Annotated in this window: 20 protein-coding genes; 6 read left to right on the plus strand and 14 right to left on the minus strand. The window is 71.5% G+C overall.

Translation table 11 applies throughout. The features are described from left to right. Nucleotides 1-108 precede the first annotated feature (108 nt). A complete protein-coding gene (locus tag ACN28A_RS09570; protein ID WP_421394230.1) occupies nucleotides 109-471 on the minus strand; it encodes a hypothetical protein in 363 nt (120 codons plus the stop codon). A gap of 113 nt (nucleotides 472-584) precedes the next feature. Between ACN28A_RS09570 and ACN28A_RS09575 the strand changes: the two genes are divergently transcribed. Continuing rightward, nucleotides 585-2996: a M28 family peptidase gene (locus ACN28A_RS09575; protein ID WP_421404266.1), complete on the plus strand. Its 2412-nt coding sequence runs from the start codon at nucleotides 585-587 to the stop codon at nucleotides 2994-2996. Between the two features lie 222 nt (nucleotides 2997-3218). On the opposite strand, the gene ACN28A_RS09580 is transcribed toward ACN28A_RS09575, so the two are convergent. Next, nucleotides 3219-5510, minus strand: a complete 2292-nt coding sequence (locus ACN28A_RS09580) for a glycoside hydrolase family 9 protein (protein WP_421394233.1) — start codon at nucleotides 5508-5510, stop codon at nucleotides 3219-3221. 598 nt (nucleotides 5511-6108) lie between these two features. On the opposite strand from ACN28A_RS09580, the gene ACN28A_RS09585 reads away from it, so the two are divergent. From ACN28A_RS09585 to ACN28A_RS09595, 3 genes are all read left to right on the plus strand, one after another. Continuing rightward, nucleotides 6109-7065 (plus strand): FAD-dependent oxidoreductase, encoded by a 957-nt coding sequence (locus tag ACN28A_RS09585; RefSeq protein ID WP_421394235.1) that lies wholly within the window; start codon nucleotides 6109-6111, stop codon nucleotides 7063-7065. Between the two features lie 245 nt (nucleotides 7066-7310). After that, nucleotides 7311-7715, plus strand: coding sequence for a hypothetical protein (locus tag ACN28A_RS09590; protein ID WP_421394237.1), 405 nt, complete (start codon nucleotides 7311-7313; stop codon nucleotides 7713-7715). Between the two features lie 220 nt (nucleotides 7716-7935). Next, nucleotides 7936-8556, plus strand: a complete 621-nt coding sequence (locus ACN28A_RS09595; RefSeq protein ID WP_421404268.1) for an HNH endonuclease family protein — start codon at nucleotides 7936-7938, stop codon at nucleotides 8554-8556. A gap of 81 nt (nucleotides 8557-8637) precedes the next feature. On the opposite strand, the gene ACN28A_RS09600 is transcribed toward ACN28A_RS09595, so the two are convergent. Both ACN28A_RS09600 and ACN28A_RS09605 read right to left on the minus strand, forming a co-directional pair. After that, nucleotides 8638-8826 carry a DUF397 domain-containing protein gene (locus tag ACN28A_RS09600; protein ID WP_421394240.1) on the minus strand — a complete coding sequence of 63 codons (189 nt, stop codon included), beginning with the start codon at nucleotides 8824-8826 and terminating at the stop codon, nucleotides 8638-8640. Beyond that, nucleotides 8813-9601 (minus strand): helix-turn-helix domain-containing protein, encoded by a 789-nt coding sequence (locus ACN28A_RS09605; RefSeq protein ID WP_421394242.1) that lies wholly within the window; start codon nucleotides 9599-9601, stop codon nucleotides 8813-8815. Before ACN28A_RS09605 ends, ACN28A_RS09600 begins: the two co-directional genes overlap by 14 nt. A 565-nt stretch (nucleotides 9602-10166) precedes the next feature. Here ACN28A_RS09605 and ACN28A_RS09610 point away from each other — a divergent pair. Together ACN28A_RS09610 and ACN28A_RS09615 are read left to right on the plus strand one after the other, a co-directional pair. Beyond that, the gene (locus ACN28A_RS09610) at nucleotides 10167-10454 is read left to right on the plus strand and encodes a hypothetical protein (RefSeq protein WP_421394245.1); all 288 of its coding nucleotides are present in this window, start codon (nucleotides 10167-10169) and stop codon (nucleotides 10452-10454) included. Nucleotides 10455-10594: 140 nt separating this feature from the next. Further along, nucleotides 10595-12115 carry a recombinase family protein gene (locus ACN28A_RS09615; RefSeq protein WP_421391259.1) on the plus strand — a complete coding sequence of 507 codons (1521 nt, stop codon included), beginning with the start codon at nucleotides 10595-10597 and terminating at the stop codon, nucleotides 12113-12115. A gap of 32 nt (nucleotides 12116-12147) precedes the next feature. Here ACN28A_RS09615 and ACN28A_RS09620 read toward each other — a convergent pair whose 3' ends face one another. The 10 genes from ACN28A_RS09620 to ACN28A_RS09665 all read right to left on the minus strand — a co-directional run bounded on the left by ACN28A_RS09620 (nucleotide 12148) and on the right by ACN28A_RS09665 (nucleotide 15484). Continuing rightward, nucleotides 12148-12450 (minus strand): hypothetical protein, encoded by a 303-nt coding sequence (locus ACN28A_RS09620; RefSeq protein WP_421391260.1) that lies wholly within the window; start codon nucleotides 12448-12450, stop codon nucleotides 12148-12150. Between the two features lie 100 nt (nucleotides 12451-12550). After that, complete coding sequence (locus tag ACN28A_RS09625) at nucleotides 12551-12775, minus strand: hypothetical protein (RefSeq protein ID WP_421391261.1); 225 nt, start codon at nucleotides 12773-12775, stop codon at nucleotides 12551-12553. 28 nt (nucleotides 12776-12803) lie between these two features. After that, nucleotides 12804-13022 carry a DUF7455 domain-containing protein gene (locus ACN28A_RS09630; protein WP_421391262.1) on the minus strand — a complete coding sequence of 73 codons (219 nt, stop codon included), beginning with the start codon at nucleotides 13020-13022 and terminating at the stop codon, nucleotides 12804-12806. Beyond that, the gene (locus ACN28A_RS09635) at nucleotides 13019-13207 is read right to left on the minus strand and encodes a hypothetical protein (protein WP_421391263.1); all 189 of its coding nucleotides are present in this window, start codon (nucleotides 13205-13207) and stop codon (nucleotides 13019-13021) included. The genes ACN28A_RS09630 and ACN28A_RS09635 overlap by 4 nt, the downstream gene beginning before the upstream one ends. After that, nucleotides 13204-13683: a hypothetical protein gene (locus ACN28A_RS09640; RefSeq protein WP_421391264.1), complete on the minus strand. Its 480-nt coding sequence runs from the start codon at nucleotides 13681-13683 to the stop codon at nucleotides 13204-13206. The genes ACN28A_RS09635 and ACN28A_RS09640 overlap by 4 nt, the downstream gene beginning before the upstream one ends. Continuing rightward, complete coding sequence (locus ACN28A_RS09645) at nucleotides 13680-14150, minus strand: hypothetical protein (RefSeq protein WP_421391265.1); 471 nt, start codon at nucleotides 14148-14150, stop codon at nucleotides 13680-13682. The genes ACN28A_RS09640 and ACN28A_RS09645 overlap by 4 nt, the downstream gene beginning before the upstream one ends. Continuing rightward, on the minus strand, nucleotides 14147-14320 hold the full coding sequence (locus ACN28A_RS09650; RefSeq protein ID WP_421391267.1) for a hypothetical protein: 174 nt from the start codon (nucleotides 14318-14320) through the stop codon (nucleotides 14147-14149). Before ACN28A_RS09650 ends, ACN28A_RS09645 begins: the two co-directional genes overlap by 4 nt. Further along, nucleotides 14317-14574, minus strand: coding sequence for a hypothetical protein (locus ACN28A_RS09655; RefSeq protein WP_421391269.1), 258 nt, complete (start codon nucleotides 14572-14574; stop codon nucleotides 14317-14319). The genes ACN28A_RS09650 and ACN28A_RS09655 overlap by 4 nt, the downstream gene beginning before the upstream one ends. A gap of 23 nt (nucleotides 14575-14597) precedes the next feature. Next, nucleotides 14598-15071: a dATP/dGTP diphosphohydrolase domain-containing protein gene (locus ACN28A_RS09660; RefSeq protein WP_421391270.1), complete on the minus strand. Its 474-nt coding sequence runs from the start codon at nucleotides 15069-15071 to the stop codon at nucleotides 14598-14600. Between the two features lie 2 nt (nucleotides 15072-15073). Next, complete coding sequence (locus tag ACN28A_RS09665; RefSeq protein ID WP_421391272.1) at nucleotides 15074-15484, minus strand: hypothetical protein; 411 nt, start codon at nucleotides 15482-15484, stop codon at nucleotides 15074-15076. Nucleotides 15485-15489: the final 5 nt, after the last annotated feature.

Here is a 15489-nt window from a genome sequence, read left to right on the forward strand (position 1 = left end):
CGATCCGCGCCGATCCTGTACCACCCAACGCTGCCACACAACACAGGTGGCGCCGACACGGCTCCTGGTGTCACGCCGACACGGCTCCTGGTGCCGCCTCTCCCGGTGTCACCTCGGGGCGTCCGCCGGACCGGCCGGATGCCCCAGACGTACCTGTTCGGCCCGGCTGGCGATCACCTGGCCGAGCACCCCGTGCAGCCGGCCGCAGTCGAGGCAGTGCAGGTTCTCGTCCAGCCGCCGCCCGCCGCAACCCGCGCAGGCGCCCCGGTCGGCCGGGTCGCGGTAGCCGGCCAGGGCCTCGGTGAGGGCCCGGGCCAGGTGCGGGGTGAGCGGGATCGTCCCGACCTCACCGGCGCTGCGGACGTCGAGGACACCGACCGGCGGGGCGGTCGGGTCCGGGTCGTAGGGCGCCACCCGGGCGACGAACTCACGCAGCGCGTCCGCCGGGTCGCTCAGTCGGTACGTGGACATGAGTATCACGCTATGCGACCGGCCGCCAGCACGGTGACCCGGCCCGGCGTGCGGGGGTGACCCCGGCTGACCGGGCCCGGACCGACCGCGATGATTGCAGTCGCTGCCGACCCCTGGAGGCACCCGTGACCACCCCTCACCACCCTTCTTCCGTCCCCGAGCGGGCGCTGACCCGGCCGCGGCGCCGGGGCACGGCCGCGCTGGCCGCCCTGGCCGCGCTGCTGGCGGTCGGCACGGTCACCGTGCTCGGCCTCGGCACCCCCGACCCGGCCGGGCTCGACGCGCCGGCCGGGCAGTTCAGCGCGGAGCGGGCGTACCGGCACCTGCGGACGATCGCGGCGCAGACCCATCCGGCCGGCAGTCCGGCCGCCGAGCAGGTCCGCGGGTACCTGGAGAACACCCTGCGTGGCCTCGGCCTCGACCCGGAACTCCAGGACACCGTCGCCGAGGAGGCCGGACAGCTCAGCGGCGGCGCGGGCGGCGCGACGCTGGCCCGGGTACGCAACGTGGTCGCCCGGATTCCCGGCACCGACCCCACCGGCCGGGTCTTCCTGGTGGCGCACTACGACTCGGTGCAGGTCGGTCCGGGCGGCAACGACGACGGTGCCGGCACCTCGGCGCTGCTGGAGGTGGCCCGCGCACTGACCTCCGGCGAGCGGCCGCGCAACGACGTGGTGCTGGTCTTCACCGACGCCGAGGAGGCGTGCCTCTGCGGCGCCTCGGCGTTCGCCGCCGAGCATCCGCTGGCCGCCGACGGCGGGGTGGTGCTCAACCTGGAGGCGCGGGGCAGCACCGGCCCGGTGATCATGTTCGAGACCTCGCTGCGCAACGCCGGCCTGGTGGAGGTCTTCGGCCGGGCGGCGCCACACCCGGTGGGCACCTCGTTCGCGGTCGAGGTCTACCGGCTGCTGCCGAACGACACCGACTTCACCGCCTTCCTCGACCACGGCTTCACCGGGCTGAACGCCGCCTACATCGACGGGGCCGCGCTCTACCACACCCCGCTGGACACCCCGGCCAACGTCGACCGGGGCAGCCTGCAACAGCACGGGGCGAACGCGCTCGGGCTGGCCCGGGAGTTCGGCGCGGTCGACCTGGCCCGGCTGCGCAGCGACGGGGACGCCACCTACTTCCCGCTGCCCGGCGGGCTGGCCCGCTATCCCGGCTGGCTCACCCTGCCGCTGGCGCTGCTGGCACTGGCCGGGGTGGGCGTGTTGGCCTTCGCCGTGCGGCGGCGCGGACGCGCCTCCTGGCCCCGGCTCGCCGCCGGGTTCGGGTTGGCGCTGCTGCCGATCGTGCTCGCCCCGGCCGGGGCGTACCTGCTCTGGGCCGGGATCACGGCGCTGCGGCCGGGCTACGCGACACTGCTCGACCCGTACCGTCCACTGTGGTATCGACTGGCGGTGCTGGCGCTCGCCGCCGCGGTGCTGTTCGGCTGGTACGCGCTGACCCGCCGGCGGGTCGGGCCGGCGGCACTGGCCGTCGGCGGGCTGGGCTGGCTCGCCGTACTCGGGATGCTGCTCGCGTTCGTCGCGCCCGGCGGGTCGTACCTGACCACCCTGCCGGCGCTGGCCGGTGTGCTGGCCGGCCTGGCCGCCCTGGCGGTACGCCCGGACGGCCCCTGGGCGGTGGTCGCGGTGACCGCCGGTGCGGCGGTCGGGGTACTCCTGCTGCTGCCCACCGTCGTGCTGCTCCTCCCGGCGCTCGGCATGGCGATGGGCGGCGTCGGCGCGCTCTTCGCGGTGCTGCTCGGGCTGGCCGCGCTGCCCGTGCTGGACCTGCTGCACCCGGCGTCCGGCGGCCAGCGCGGGATGGCGGCGCTGCGGGCCCGGCGGCGCGGCGCGCTGCCGGCGCTGGCCGCGCTGCTCGGCGCCGCGCTCCTCGCCGGCACCGGCCTGGCCGTCGACCGGTTCGACGCCGAGCACCCCGTGCCGACCCACCTGATGTACGCGCTGGACGCCGACACCGGCACCGCCCGCTGGCTCAGCGAGGAGACCGAGCCACAGCCCTGGACCGACGGGTACGTCGACGGCCCGGCCCGGCTCGGCGACACCTTCCCGGTCCTCGGCGACGAGGAACTGCGCGCCGGACCGGCCGAGGCCGCCGCACTCCCCCCGCCCCGGCTCGACCCGCTCGGCGACGTCACCGGGTCAGGGCTGCGTACCCTGCGCGTCCGGCTCGTCCCGCAGCGGCCGGTACGGTTCGCCGCGCTGCACGTCGACCCGGCGACCGCCACCGTGGTGGCGGCGCGGGTCGCCGGCCGGGAGGTCCGGGTCGAGCCCGGCGACGGCCCGGCGGCCGGCTCGGCGCCGTTCGGGGTGGTGTTCCACGCCCCGCCGGTCGAGGGGATCGAGATCGAGCTGCGGTTGCGCCCGGCCGGGGGCGGTCCGGTGCGGCTGCGGGCGATGGACGCCAGCGACGGGCTCGCCGGGCTGCCCGGCTTCCGGCCCCGCCCGCCCGGCGTCGGCATCGTCGGCTCGCACAGCTCGGAACTGGTGGCGGTGGCCCGGACGTACCCGATGTGACCTCCGGCGGCTCCCGGGCTCCGGTGAGTGCGCCGTGACCGTCCGGTGTAACGCCGGACGGGTTCGCGGCGCCTGTCAGGCAACGGGCATCCGCGATGTCCGGGCGACGGTCCACCTCATCCACAACGGGCCAGGTGCGGTGGGCCGGGTCTCCGGCCGGCAGCTCTGCGCCGCCGGCCGGAGTCCGCGCCGGGTGCGGACGCGCCGGTACCCGGGTCGGCGTCAGTGCCGCCAGCGGGGCCGGGCATCGCCGTTGTCCTGGTCGGCGACGAAGGCCGCGATCCAGGACAGCGGTGAGTTCCAGTTGATGGTCAACTCGTTGGTCGACCAGGACTCGATGTCGTCGATGTAGCAGAACTGCGGCGCGCAGCCGCGCAGCTTCTGCTGGGCGACCGGGTCCTGGATGGCCGAGTTCGGGCCGCCGGAGAGGGTGCCCCGGGGCGGGTTGGGCAGCTCGGGGTTGAGCTGGCGGGCGTACCAGCGGCTGTGCTGGTTGCGCGAGGCCACCTCGCCGTACCCGGTCACGTACGACTGGTTCAGGGCGTTGCGGCCGAAGATGTAGTCCATCGTCTCCAGTACGCCGTCGCGGTAGCGGTCCCGACCGGTCAGGTCGAACGCGGTGGCCAGCACGATGGCGTTGTTGACGATCAGGTTGTTCGAGCCCCAGTCGAACTGGTTGTCCGACGGGTTGTACGGGATGCCGTACGGGTGGGCCTTCAGGGTGGCCAGGTAGCGGTCGGCGCCCTCGGCGACGGAGGCGCGTACCCGGGCCCGGTCCGGCAGCCTGTTCGGCACCGTGGCCAGTTGCAGCCGGCCGAGGGCGGCGGTGTTGCCCCAGTCCATCCCGCGCTCCCGCCAGACGTCGCCCCGGTGGTGCGGCGAGGCGAGCACGAAGTCGCGGTACTCCTTCGCCCCGGTGGTCAGGTACAGCTCGGCGGCGGCCCAGTAGAACTCGTCGGTGACGTCGGCGTCGTTGTAGGCGCCGCCGCCGTTGGCGTCGGCCGGGTCGGCGTACCGCTCCGGGTTGGCCAGCGCGGCGGTCCAGGCCGTCTTCGCGGCGGCGAGGTTCCGCTCGGCGAACCGCCGGTCGTACGGCTTGAAGATCCGGGCCGCCTGGGCCGCGGTGGCGGCCAGGTTGAGCGTGGCGGCGGTGGACGGCGGGTGCAGTTCGCGCCGCTTGGCGTCCAGGTGCGGCAGCAGCGGCAGCCCGGTCCACGAGTCGTCGTGGATCTTGTGGTGGGCCATCCCGGCCAGCGGCTTACCGGCCGGCACCTGCATCTTGAGCAGGAACTCCTGCTCCCAGCGGGCCTCGTCGAGGATGTCCGGCACCCGGTTGCCGCTCTCCGGCAGCGCCAGGGTGCGGTCGCCGAGCCGCCAGGGCTCGCCGGTGCCGGCCCGGAGGCTGCGCTCGTACTCGCTCATCAGCTGGTGCACCGAGATGCCGCCGTTGACCACGTACTTGCCGTGGTCGCCGGCGTCGTACCAGCCGCCGGAGACGTCCAGGGTGTAGTCGCAGACGCCGGGCTGGCAGGGCACCGAGGTGTCGCCCTGGTTCGGCGCCACTCCGACGTGTCCGGCCGGGCGGCCGTAGCCGGGGCGGAGCGCGTCGGAGATCTCGGTGCCGCTGCGCTGGGTGTAGTAGAACTTCAGCGCGTCGGTGCGGAGCTGCTCGTAGAAGCCGGCGCCGATGTCGAACGGCCGGCTGGTCTCGCCGTCGGCGGTCAGCGTGTAGCCGGTGCCGGGGCGGGTGAAGTGCCCGAAGTCGATTGTGTGCACGTTCTGCCCGGAGGAGCGGTCCAGGCCGCGCGGGGTGGTCCGGCCCTGCTTGACGAGCCGGCCGGCCCGGTCGCGCAGCTGGTAGGGCAGCGGGCTGGTCGCCTCGGTGACCACCGTCGCGTTCTTCGGCCCCTTCGGCAGGTAGCCGACCTGGTTGACCCGGACCCTCGGGCCGGTGTCGGGGACGTAGACGTCCGGCTCGGCACCGCCGGTGAGCGAGACGTTGTCCAGGCAGATCGTCCACGGCTCGGCGCTGCCGCCGAGCTGGAAGACGACCTGGGCGTCCGGCAGGTCGACCGGGGAGGTGAAGGTGTAGCTGTACTCGTTGCCGGAGACGCTCAGCTCGGGGCTGGCCGACAGGTACTGGGTGTACGGGTCGACCGGCAGCTGGACCAGCGCCCGGCCGACCTTGTTCGGGGTGGCCTGGCCGAAGAACCTGAACTCGTACGACTCACCGGCCACCAGCGCGACGTCGTCCTGGCCGATGATCACGTCCCACGGGTTGACCGTGCCGCCGGGGATCGCGGCGCAGAGCTGGCCGGTGCTGGAGTCGAGGGTGATGTTGGCAGTGCCCCACCAGGGGGCGTGGCCGTCGTCGAAGGTGCCGTTGACGATCTGTTCGGGTGCCTCGTCGGCAGCCGCCGTGGCGGGGCCGGACGCGGTCAGCAGGGTGGCGGCCAGCGCCGCGACGGCGGCGGCGGCGAGTGGCGCGGTATGCGGCGAGCGGGGTCTGAGCACGTCATTCCTTCCGGTGGGCGCGGTGACCGGTGTCCGGCACCGCCGGGCAGGGGCGGTACGACGTGGAGCAAGATCTATGGAAGCGCTCCCAGTGCGAGAATACGGGGAGATTGACATCGAGTTTCGTGCCTGTCAACCGGTCACCGGCGATGACGGCAGCGGTCGACGACGATAAATCCCACCGAAGCGGGACAGCCGGCTCCGCGAGCCTCGACACGACGGGCCGAACGGCCGAGCACCGACCCGCCGAGCCGGCAACCGCGACCGGACCCCCACCGGGGCCGCCGGCCCCCACCCACCCGGCCTGCCGGCCATGCCACCCCGGGGCCGACCGCCGCCACAACCCCCCGGAGCGTCGCACTCACACACAGTAACCGCCCGGGAGGTCCATCGACGAAAATGCCTGGTCCTCGCGAATACGATCGAACGCACCGCCCGAAGTTCCGCCACCCACGGTAATGCGCGGCCGCAATTTCCAGCCGATGCCGACGCCGCCGAATCCATATAGCCGTGTCTAGGTGAAGACCGGCGCCCGCGCAACCGGGAATCCGCCAGCACGCGACCACTGACCGGCTAAGACCTCCGTTAATATGGCCTAATGGCAACATCCCGACGGCCCGACGCTCTCGTTATCGGTGCGGGCGTCATCGGACTGTCCACTGCGGTCCGGTTCGCCGAGGCCGGACTCGCGGTCCGGGTCAGGGCCGCGAGCCCGCCCCAACAGACCACCTCCGCGTCCGCCGGGGCGAGTTGGGGGCCGTACGAGTTGGCCGACGAACGCGTCGTGCACTGGAGCGAGCAGACCCGGCTGACCCTGGAGAAGATCGCCGAGGACCCGACCTCCGGCATCCGGCTGGTCCGTGGGCTCGAGGTCGCGCCCTTTGCACTGGATCCGCCGGCCTGTGTCCGCGACATCTTCGACTTCGAACTCTGCCCCGTCGACGAACTGCCACCCGGATACGTCAGCGGTTGGCGCTACACGAGTCCGCTTGCGAACATGCCGGCCTATCTCGAATATCTCACCCAACGACTGTACGGCCAGGGTGGCACCATCGAAATCGGCGCGATCCGATCTTTCAAGGAATTGGCCGGCACGGCTGGCGTACTCGTGAACTGCACCGGGCTCGGTTCCCGATATCTGGTGCCGGACGACCAGGTGTTTCCGACCAGGGGACAGCTGGTGGTGGTCGACAATCCCGGAATAGAGACGTTCTTCCAGGACTGGGCCGAACACGAGGACCTGACCTACATCCTGCCGCACGGCGACCACGTCGTACTCGGTGGCAGCGCAACGCCCGGCTCCGAGGACCTCGCCCCGGACCCGGCCAGGGCGGCGGCGATCGTCGAGCGCTGCGCGGCCGTCGAGCCGCTGCTCCGGGCGGCCCGGGTCCGGCGCATCCTGGTCGGGCTGCGGCCGAGCCGGTCGAGCGTACGGATCGAACGCGACCAGGTCGACGGCCATCCGCTCATCCACAACTACGGGCACGGTGGCTCCGGGCTCGCCCTTTCCTGGGGCTGCGCCGACGAGGTGCTGGCACTGAGCGAGTTGGTCTGACCTTTCCGGAGAATCGTCGGTCCGAAAGGGATCGGAAAATACCGCAGGCTCGGTGCGGTGGCGCCGAGCGAGCGGCCGAGTTCACCCCCGGACGGGTGAACTCGCGTCCCTGACCGGAAGCCCGAGCACCGGACGGCAGATATCCGACTGACAGTCGTCGGCGGACTGTTACACCATGGCGTCAGGACAGGCGGTAAGGTCCGCGTCCGGTCGATCCGCCACCCGAGAGGCACGGTGAGAATCCCATGATCCGTAAGTACGGCAAGGCCCTCGCCGCCGTCGTCGGGGCGGCGCTCACGGTCGCGTACGGCGCCCTCTCCGGAGACCAGCGGATCGAGTCGGACGAGGCGGTGCAGATCGCCATCGCGGCCGCGACCGCCGTCGGCGTCTACCTGGTGCCGCTGACCCCGCAGTACCGGTGGGCCAAGACGGCCGTCGCCGTGCTGCTGAGCGTGCTCCAGGTGCTCGCCACGGTGATCCTCGGTGGACTCGACTCGAACGAGTGGATCGCGCTGCTGCTGGCCGCGCTGACCGTACTCGGTGTCGGTGCCGCGCCCGCCGTCTCCGACAACGGCACCAGCAACTCGACGCCCCGCCAACCCACTACTCCGAGCACTCCGAGCACTCCGAGCAGCAGCCAGCCTGCCTGAGGCGACCGGGGTCGGCACCGGGCGCGGCCCGTCCTGGACCGGACGGGCCCGCCGCCGGCCCGGGAACCCGGCTCGCCCCGCATTACGGCGGGCGTCGATGGCCGGTTACGTGAGCGTGGCACTCCGGACACGATGATCAATTAAATTGATCTCTCCCGTACCCCCAGAGCCTCGGGAGGCATCCGTGTTCCACCTCCGACGTCACCGTCTCCGGCTGACCCTGACCGCCACCGCGGCAAGCGCGACGATCGCCGCGTCCCTGCTGGTCGCGGCCCCGGCCGGCGCCACCCCGCCCGGCATCCCGTCCAGGGCCACCGCGCAGTCCAACCTGAACGCGCTCACCGTCGCCGCGCAGGGCTCGATGAGCGGCTACAGCCGGGACCTCTTCCCACACTGGATCACCGTCAGCGGCACCTGCAACACCCGGGAGACGGTGCTGCGGCGCGACGGCAGCGGGGTGGCCGTGGACAGTTCCTGCTATCCGACCTCGGGCAGCTGGTACAGCCCGTACGACGGGGCGACCTGGAGCAACCCGGCGGACGTCGACATCGACCACATCGTGCCGCTGGCCGAGGCGTGGCGTTCCGGGGCCAGCTCGTGGGCGACCAGCCGCCGGCAGTCGTTCGCCAACGACCTGAACGGCCCGCAGCTGATCGCCGTCACCGACAACGTCAACCAGGCCAAGGGCGACCAGGACCCGTCCACCTGGAAGCCGAGCCGCACCGCCTACCACTGCACCTACGCGAAGATGTGGATCCGGACCAAGTACAACTGGGGCCTGCGGTTGCAGTCGACGGAGAAGAGCGCGTTGCAGACCATGCTGAACACCTGCTCGTCCTGACCCGACCCGACGCACGGGCCGGCCTGTCCCGAGGTCACGCCTCGGGGCGGGCCGGCTCGACGCACAGCCCGCGGTCCGACGTCAGACGCTCTGCTTCGCCAGGCTGACGAACGCCTGCCAGGCGGCCGGCCCGAAGGTCAGCGTGCCGCCGTCCCGGTCCTTGGTGTCCCGGACCAGCACCCGGCCGGGGATGTTGTCCGCAACCTCCACGCACTCGCCGACAGCGTTGCTGCGCGACGACGTCCGCCAGCGTGGCTCACTTCTGCCCATCGATCATCCTCAGAATCACGTCTCTGGACTGGTCGGCGGACATGGCCAGCGCGTCCACCTCCAACCACGCTACATCGAGTCGGGCGAGTTCGACATGGGAGGTGGCGACGCGGCCGGTCAACTGGTCGTCCATGTAGCCGACGCGGCGGCCCTCCGGCAGGCCGGCGAGGACGAACGCGCCGCCGAGGCCGACGTGCAGCCCGCCGGCCCCCTGGGCGACGACGCGGACCTTGACGTGTGGCAGGTGACCCACGTCGACAAGGTGATTGAGCTGTTCCTTCAGGACTTCGGGTGGCCCGGTGCGCAGCGCGACCTCTCCGATGATGGCGCTCAGGATCGCAGGATGTTCCCGGCCGATTGTCGCGCCCTGGCGGGCCAGGCGGCCGGCGGTCAGCTCGTCGACCCGGCCGGCGTTCCCGGGAGATCCCGCGAAGACCGCCCGCATGTAGCTCTCGCACTGCAGGAGGCCGGGGATCAGCAGTGGTTGGTAGGCGCGCAGCGTCAGGGCGCGGCGCTCATGATCCTCCCACGAGCGCAACCACGGGCGCAGGTCGTCGTGGGCAGTCTTCGCCAGCTCCTGAAGCTCCTGGCCGGTGCCGAACGCCCCGTCGAGGCGCTGCGCCGTGCCCTCCTGCGGGATCAGCTTGCCGCTCTCGAAGGACTGCACTGTCGACTTGGCCACGCCGATCGCCGCGGCAAGCCTGTCCTGAGACAGTTTCCGCTGCGTGCGCAGCTCCCGGATGCGGGCCGGAAGTGATGCCGGCTGGTCATCCATGACTATCACCCCGGGTGGTCGAAAGGTGGTGTCGCCACCGTCCGGCGCCCACCTCGCTCATCTTCCGTGACCACGCCGTCACAGTCCAGGGTGGAACGCAGACGGAGAGGCCGTGGCCCGCAACCACTGCCCGCCCGAACGCCTCGGGGCTTCCGCCGCCCCTCGGGCGGGCCGCCTCCGTCGAACGGGGGGCGGTGCTCGGGACTGGAACCGGGCGCCGCCCCCTGCCATCCGCCAACCCGGGAGGGCCCGACATGGGACAACGCTTCGCCAAACCTCGTCATCGTCGCGCATGGTGGCGCCTCTGGCGCTACTGCCGGTGTGGGTTCCGCTGGATCTGCCCGGACTCGGTCGAGCTGGTACCGATGCCGTACCAGCCGCGCGTGCAGCCGATCAGTGGGCACGAGTTCCGGAGAGCGGTCCGGGAGGCGGCAACCGCCGCTGCCATCGCCCGGGAGTCCCGGGAGACGACCGGCCGCGTGGGGCACCCGACGCCCGCCCAGGCCAACCGGGGCCGCTACGGGGAGCGGCCGCGCCAGCCTCAGCGAGCCGGCCGGAGGTAGCCGTGATCGGGCCGCAGGAGCGCTGGTACCGGCACATGCGCCGGCTCGCCCAACGCCGCCACCCGGCCGGCCGGCACAGCCCCGCGCCGACGTACCGCTGCCTCACCTGCGACGACCCCTGGCCCTGCGCACCGGCCCGGCTCGCCCTGCTGATCGGCTTCAAGGGCAACCGGGTCGGACTGATGATGTACCTCGGCGCCCACCTCACCCGCGCCATGCAGGCCATGCCCGACACCCACCCCGCGCTGATCGCCGGCCAGATCCTCTACTGGGTCCCCCGACGCCGGTAGCCCCAACTCCCGCACCGCGAGACCCCCGATAGTTGCCTTCCGGGGGTCTCCGCGCGTCGGTGGCCTACTTCCAGCGAAAATGGACGAACAGGCGGCCCATGCAGTTGTCCGGAAGCACTAATAGCGCTACCCTGGTCGCTATGACCGCTCGTCAGATCAAGAGCGCGGCCCGACGCCGCGCCATGAAGGCTCTTGCGCCCACCGTCCACGCCCCCCGAGCGATCGTCTACGTCCGCATGAGCATGGACCGGACCGGCGAGGGCGCCGGCCTGAAGCGCCAGGAGGAGGCGTGCCGAGCGCTGTGCCTGGCCCGGGGCTGGGAGGTGGTGGAGGTGGTAGATGACACGATGTCCGCCACCACGATACGCCTCGGTGAGCGACCGGGCTGGCAGCGCGTGGTCAAGCGGATCGAGGCCGGCGAGGCGGACCTGATCGTCGCCTGGCACCTCGACCGAGTCACCCGCAGCATGAAGGATCTGGAGTCGCTGATCGAGCTGGCGATCGACAAGGGGATTGGCCTGGCCACGGCCACCGGGGACATCGACCTCACCACGGACGTCGGCCGGATGGTGGCGAGGATCCTGGCCGCCGTCGCGGCGGCCGAGACGGAGCGCAAGGCGGAGCGGCAGATCCTCGCCAACGACCAGCGGATCGCCGAGGGCAGGCCGCAGTGGGTGCGCAGGCCGTTCGGCTACGAGATGGACGGCTCGCTGCGGCAGGAGGAGGCAGAAGCCCTCAGGAAGGCGTACCGCGACTTCCTGGCCGGCAAGGGGACCACGACCATCGCGAAGGAGTGGAACGCGGCCGGCTTCAAGTCCTCTGCCACGCCAAAGGAGGAGGCTCGCAGTTGGGGGCCGACGAGCAAGGGCTACAACCCCTCCGGGTGGTCCATGCAAGCCGTGGTGGCCCTGCTTCGGTCCCCGCGCAACATCGCCAAGTCGACCCTCTATGGCGAGGTCATGGGGGAAGGCAACTGGGATCCCATCGTGGACGAGAAGACCTGGCGGGCGGTGCAGCAGAAGTTTGCCGACCGTGGGCGCCCGGATGCGAACCCCGGGAAGACCGCCAACCTGCTCTCGGGCATCGCCGTCTGTGGCGTCTGCGGCGGTCGCCTCGTGGCCAACCGGCGCGCACACGACGGACTCCGCATCTACCGGTGCGGCGGCCTGGGCACCAGCGCCAGCCGCGAACGTGGCCACGTCTCGATCGGCTTCGAGTTCGCGGACGGGCAGATCGTCCGCCGGATGGTCGACCAGATGCGGAAGACCGGCCGGGTGACCTTCCGTCCTCAGGCGCCGGGCGTGGACACCGAGCCCCTGGAGCAGAGGGAGCGCGAGATTCAGGCGCTCATGGCCGAGCTGGTGGAGGACCGGGCCGCCGGCTACATCGACCGCACCGCACTGCGGGACGGGACGGCCAAGCTGCGCGCCGAGCTGGCCGAGATTCAGGCCGAGATCACCAAGGCCGGCGCCGCTGGCGGGCCTGCCGACGAGATCGACATCGAGGCGGCCTACGACGAGTTCGACCGGTTCGACCTGGGAGAACAGCGGGACATCATCCGAGGCGCCTTCGAGTCGATCAAGGTTCTACCGCGCGGCAAGGGCCGGGGAACCTGGAAGCCGGAGCACCTGGAGACCGAGTTCGCGCCCGAGTGGCTGTAGTGGGGTGGGCCGGCAGGTCGCCGGCCCCCACCTCAGTCCCACTCGGCCCAGTTGCCGGGCCCCAGGCCCGACTTGATCCTCTCCAGATCTACCTGGCCCCGCTCGACCAGCTTGGCCGCGTCGCCGGCCGCTTCACGAATGAGGTGCAGTGCCTCGGCCAGGTCGCCCGGATTCCCGGGCGTCTCCCGCAACGTCGCCGCGCTGGCCGCCAGAGCCATTGCCTCCGTCGTCATGTCCGCCCCATGCAGGCGCGCGGCGAACTCCAGGAGTAGCTTGTCCAGCTCGCTCGCGTCCGGGTCCGGTTCGAAGGACCGCTCGGTGAAGTAGTCGCTCATGATCCGCCATTCCCTCCGGTGGTACGTGGCGCAAGCAGGCCCCTTCGGCGGGAGCCGGGCACAAGGCCCGGCATCCACCGGAACGGCCCGTCCAGCGCTGCTAAGCGTCCTGGGCGAGCATCTGCGCGCCCTGCTTGATGATGGCGAGTACGTCGGTCGGAGTCAGGGTCACCTCGGCCGTGGCCCCGCTCTTGTCGGTCACGCCCAGGTGGTACTCGCCGCCCGCGCCGCTGGTCACGCGGGCCAGGAACACGGTCCCGTCGTTCGTGGTGGGCAGCTCCAGCGCACCGGCCAGGTCGAGCCGGGCTGCGTTCGTCGTTGCCATGCGTACTCCGATCCTCTGTCGTGCTCGGCTAACCGATGGTAGTGGTGTCCGGCCCGATCGGCCGGACGTCCTCCAGCACGTCCCAGCCGGCCGCGAACAGGTCGACGTCGTTCTTCCGGTAGTGGTGCCCGCAGAAGTCGAGCACCTGGCCGTCCTTGGTCACCCGCACGAGAGCCGGGGCCGGGCAGGCCCCGTCGCACTTCTGCTGCCCGACGGACAGCGGGATCTCCAGCAGCGCCGCGCTCACCGGCTCACCCCTCGCTGGACTTCGCGGAAGACCTCGCTCACCGCGAGGACGGTCCTCCGCAACTGGGCGCCGAAGACCGCCATCTGCTCCTCCGGCGTGCGCTGCCGGCACGCCGCGTGCTCCGGCCTCTCGCCAGGCGGGGTCGGCCCGACGCCGGCCAGCCGGGACCCAGGGATTCCACTCATGCCGTCACCTTCCTGGCCTTGCTGGCCTTCTTCTTCGTCTCCGCTTGAGCGAACTTCGGGCAGACCCCGCACACCACGCACTTCCCGCGCGAGGTGCCCTCCTGGGCGTGCGCGTAGGCCGGACAGCCGCAGCCATCCGTGGCGCAGTAGCCGTATCCACCGCCCGGCCTGCCGCCGGCCTCGTTGGTGGCTACCTGGCCCATGCCGTAGACCGGCACCACACCCCAGTCATCCGGCGGGATCAGGGCTCCCTCGTACTTCTTGCCGTACGTCTTGGCCTCGGCCTCGGAGGAGAACGGCCCGAAGGCCGCCCCCTCCCCGCGCCGCACGCCGAGCACGTACCACGTGCGGAACCAGAGCAGGTCGGCGACCTGCTTGATCAGCGCCTTGGCCATGTCCTCCGGGGTGTCGAAGTCGTCGGACTCCAGCGTCGCGACGACCTCGCGCACCTCCTCGCCCCGGGGCGTCAGCCTCACTCGATTGCCTCCGCCACGGCCTCCCGCAGCCACTCCGGGGCCTCCTCGGAGAAGTGGCGCATGTTGTACCAGCTCTCGTTGTCGCGGAGCTTCTCCGAAGCCACCCCGGACTTCAGCACCACGCCGCCGGAGACGTCGACCGAGGCCAGCTCCCCGTTGTGCAGCCTGATGTTGATGCGATCGGGCAGGAAGCTGCGCTTCGTCTTCCGGTGCTCCTGGTACCGGTTCTGCATCGGCTCGGCACCCTCCACCCGGAGCGCGATGTGCCGGTTCACGCTATCGATCAGCTTCTCGGTCTTGATCTCCACTACCCCTCCCTCCTCCTCGGCCGGCTCCCAGCCCTCGGCACCACACCGAGTGCACTCCCAGGCCACGCCGTCCGGCCCGTTGTACGTGTCCCGCGTGCGATGCTCGGGGTAGCCGTCCGCGCACACGCTCTCGTTGTCGTCGTCCGGCTCATCGCTCACAGCTCGTGTGCCTCCCAGATCTCGACGGCCGGCGAGTCGTCGCGGTCCGTGAAGGCGTCCTCGACCCACGCCGTAGCCACGGCCACGCGCTCGCCGGGCTGGTAGTAGTTGCCGCGCCAGGTCACTTCGACGCAGAGCAGGGTCTTCTTCTCGCCCGCCCCCTCGCTCATGAGCCGTCCCACAGGTCGCTGACTTCGAGGACTCTCTGGAGGCGTTCCTCCAGGCGAGCCACCCTCGCCTCCAGCTCGGCCACCCCATCCTTCGGTGCCGACTCCAGGGCGCCCGGGTCAACCCAGGCGTAGTCGTTGCTGCCCGCCCGGCGGATCAGCACGCTCCCCGGGCGAGCCTCCATCACGTAGACCTCGTCACCCGGCAGAAGCCAGCCGTCGCACGTGTTCGTCTGGGCGGGCTCCCTCAGGTACACCCGCCGGCCTGCCTCAAGGTCCGTCACGGGCGATACACCGTCCTCGCCTCGGCTTCGGTGAGCGGCAGGATCGGATCCCACTGCCCCGGCGCCGCCTGGCCGAGCTTCCACATCAGCGTTTCAGCCTGGATCAGGTTGAAGACGACTGCCGCCGCGTGGTCCTCGTCTCCCTCACCAGCGAGCCACTGAACCAGGTGGCGCATCGCGCTGGACCTCGCCCGGTTCAGCTCCTTCGGGCTATTTCCCTTCTCCCAGTTCCTCTCGCCGTACTTCGCAAGACCCTGCGTCATGCGATTCGCGACGCGCACCATGAACTGATCGGCATAGGGAACCCCGAGGGGGAACAGGAGGTCGAACCGAGCCTTTCCCTCCTCGGTGTCCCGCACCATTCCCGACTCGAACTCGTCGCGCACCCCGGAGTCCTTGGTCACGAACTTCCGCTCGTTTGCTGCCAGCAGCTTGATGGCCTCGGTCTCAGTATCGGTTTCGGAGCCCACGCCTACACCTCCGCCAGATCGCCAGTAATGAGCCGGCCTGCTACGTCCACGATGATCGCAGCGGCGATGACGTCGGCCGGCTCGCCACCACTGCGTACCCGCTTGGCGTACCGCCGGAGCTGCCGGTCGATCCGCCTGCGCTCGTTGGCCCGCAGGCCGTCCGCCAAGCCCTCCACGACCTCAGCCGCCCGCTCGATCTCCTCCTTGGTGGCCTCCGTGCCGTCGCCGAGGATCACCCGCAGGTTCGGAATCTCGCCGGTCTGCTCGACGGCGGCCTCCCGCAGGATTGCGTGGCCCTCCTCGGTGTCCCAGCCTCGCTCCCGGCGCCGGGAAGCGATTCGCGCCGAAAGCCGCTTCAGCCCTCGCGAGGGCGCCTCGACCAGGTACCACCAGAGCCATTCGAGGATGTTCATGTCGC

The sequence above is a fragment of the Plantactinospora sp. WMMB782 genome (genome assembly GCF_049179135.1).
Taxonomy (GTDB): Bacteria; Actinomycetota; Actinomycetes; order Mycobacteriales; family Micromonosporaceae; genus Plantactinospora.

What these genes read in the sequence shown, in the direction of transcription:
- ACN28A_RS09650 (WP_421391267.1), bottom strand. Translation starts at nt 14,320, where the DNA reads ATGAGCGAGGGGGCGGGCGAGAAGAAGACCCTGCTCTGCGTCGAAGTG.
- ACN28A_RS09625 (WP_421391261.1), bottom strand. Translation starts at nt 12,775, where the DNA reads ATGGCAACGACGAACGCAGCCCGGCTCGACCTGGCCGGTGCGCTGGAG.
- ACN28A_RS09615 (WP_421391259.1), top strand. Translation starts at nt 10,595, where the DNA reads ATGACCGCTCGTCAGATCAAGAGCGCGGCCCGACGCCGCGCCATGAAG.
- ACN28A_RS09665 (WP_421391272.1), bottom strand. Translation starts at nt 15,484, where the DNA reads ATGAACATCCTCGAATGGCTCTGGTGGTACCTGGTCGAGGCGCCCTCG.
- ACN28A_RS09590 (WP_421394237.1), top strand. Translation starts at nt 7,311, where the DNA reads ATGATCCGTAAGTACGGCAAGGCCCTCGCCGCCGTCGTCGGGGCGGCG.
- ACN28A_RS09585 (WP_421394235.1), top strand. Translation starts at nt 6,109, where the DNA reads ATGGCAACATCCCGACGGCCCGACGCTCTCGTTATCGGTGCGGGCGTC.
- ACN28A_RS09635 (WP_421391263.1), bottom strand. Translation starts at nt 13,207, where the DNA reads ATGAGTGGAATCCCTGGGTCCCGGCTGGCCGGCGTCGGGCCGACCCCG.
- ACN28A_RS09570 (WP_421394230.1), bottom strand. Translation starts at nt 471, where the DNA reads ATGTCCACGTACCGACTGAGCGACCCGGCGGACGCGCTGCGTGAGTTC.
- ACN28A_RS09605 (WP_421394242.1), bottom strand. Translation starts at nt 9,601, where the DNA reads ATGGATGACCAGCCGGCATCACTTCCGGCCCGCATCCGGGAGCTGCGC.
- ACN28A_RS09600 (WP_421394240.1), bottom strand. Translation starts at nt 8,826, where the DNA reads ATGGGCAGAAGTGAGCCACGCTGGCGGACGTCGTCGCGCAGCAACGCT.
- ACN28A_RS09620 (WP_421391260.1), bottom strand. Translation starts at nt 12,450, where the DNA reads ATGAGCGACTACTTCACCGAGCGGTCCTTCGAACCGGACCCGGACGCG.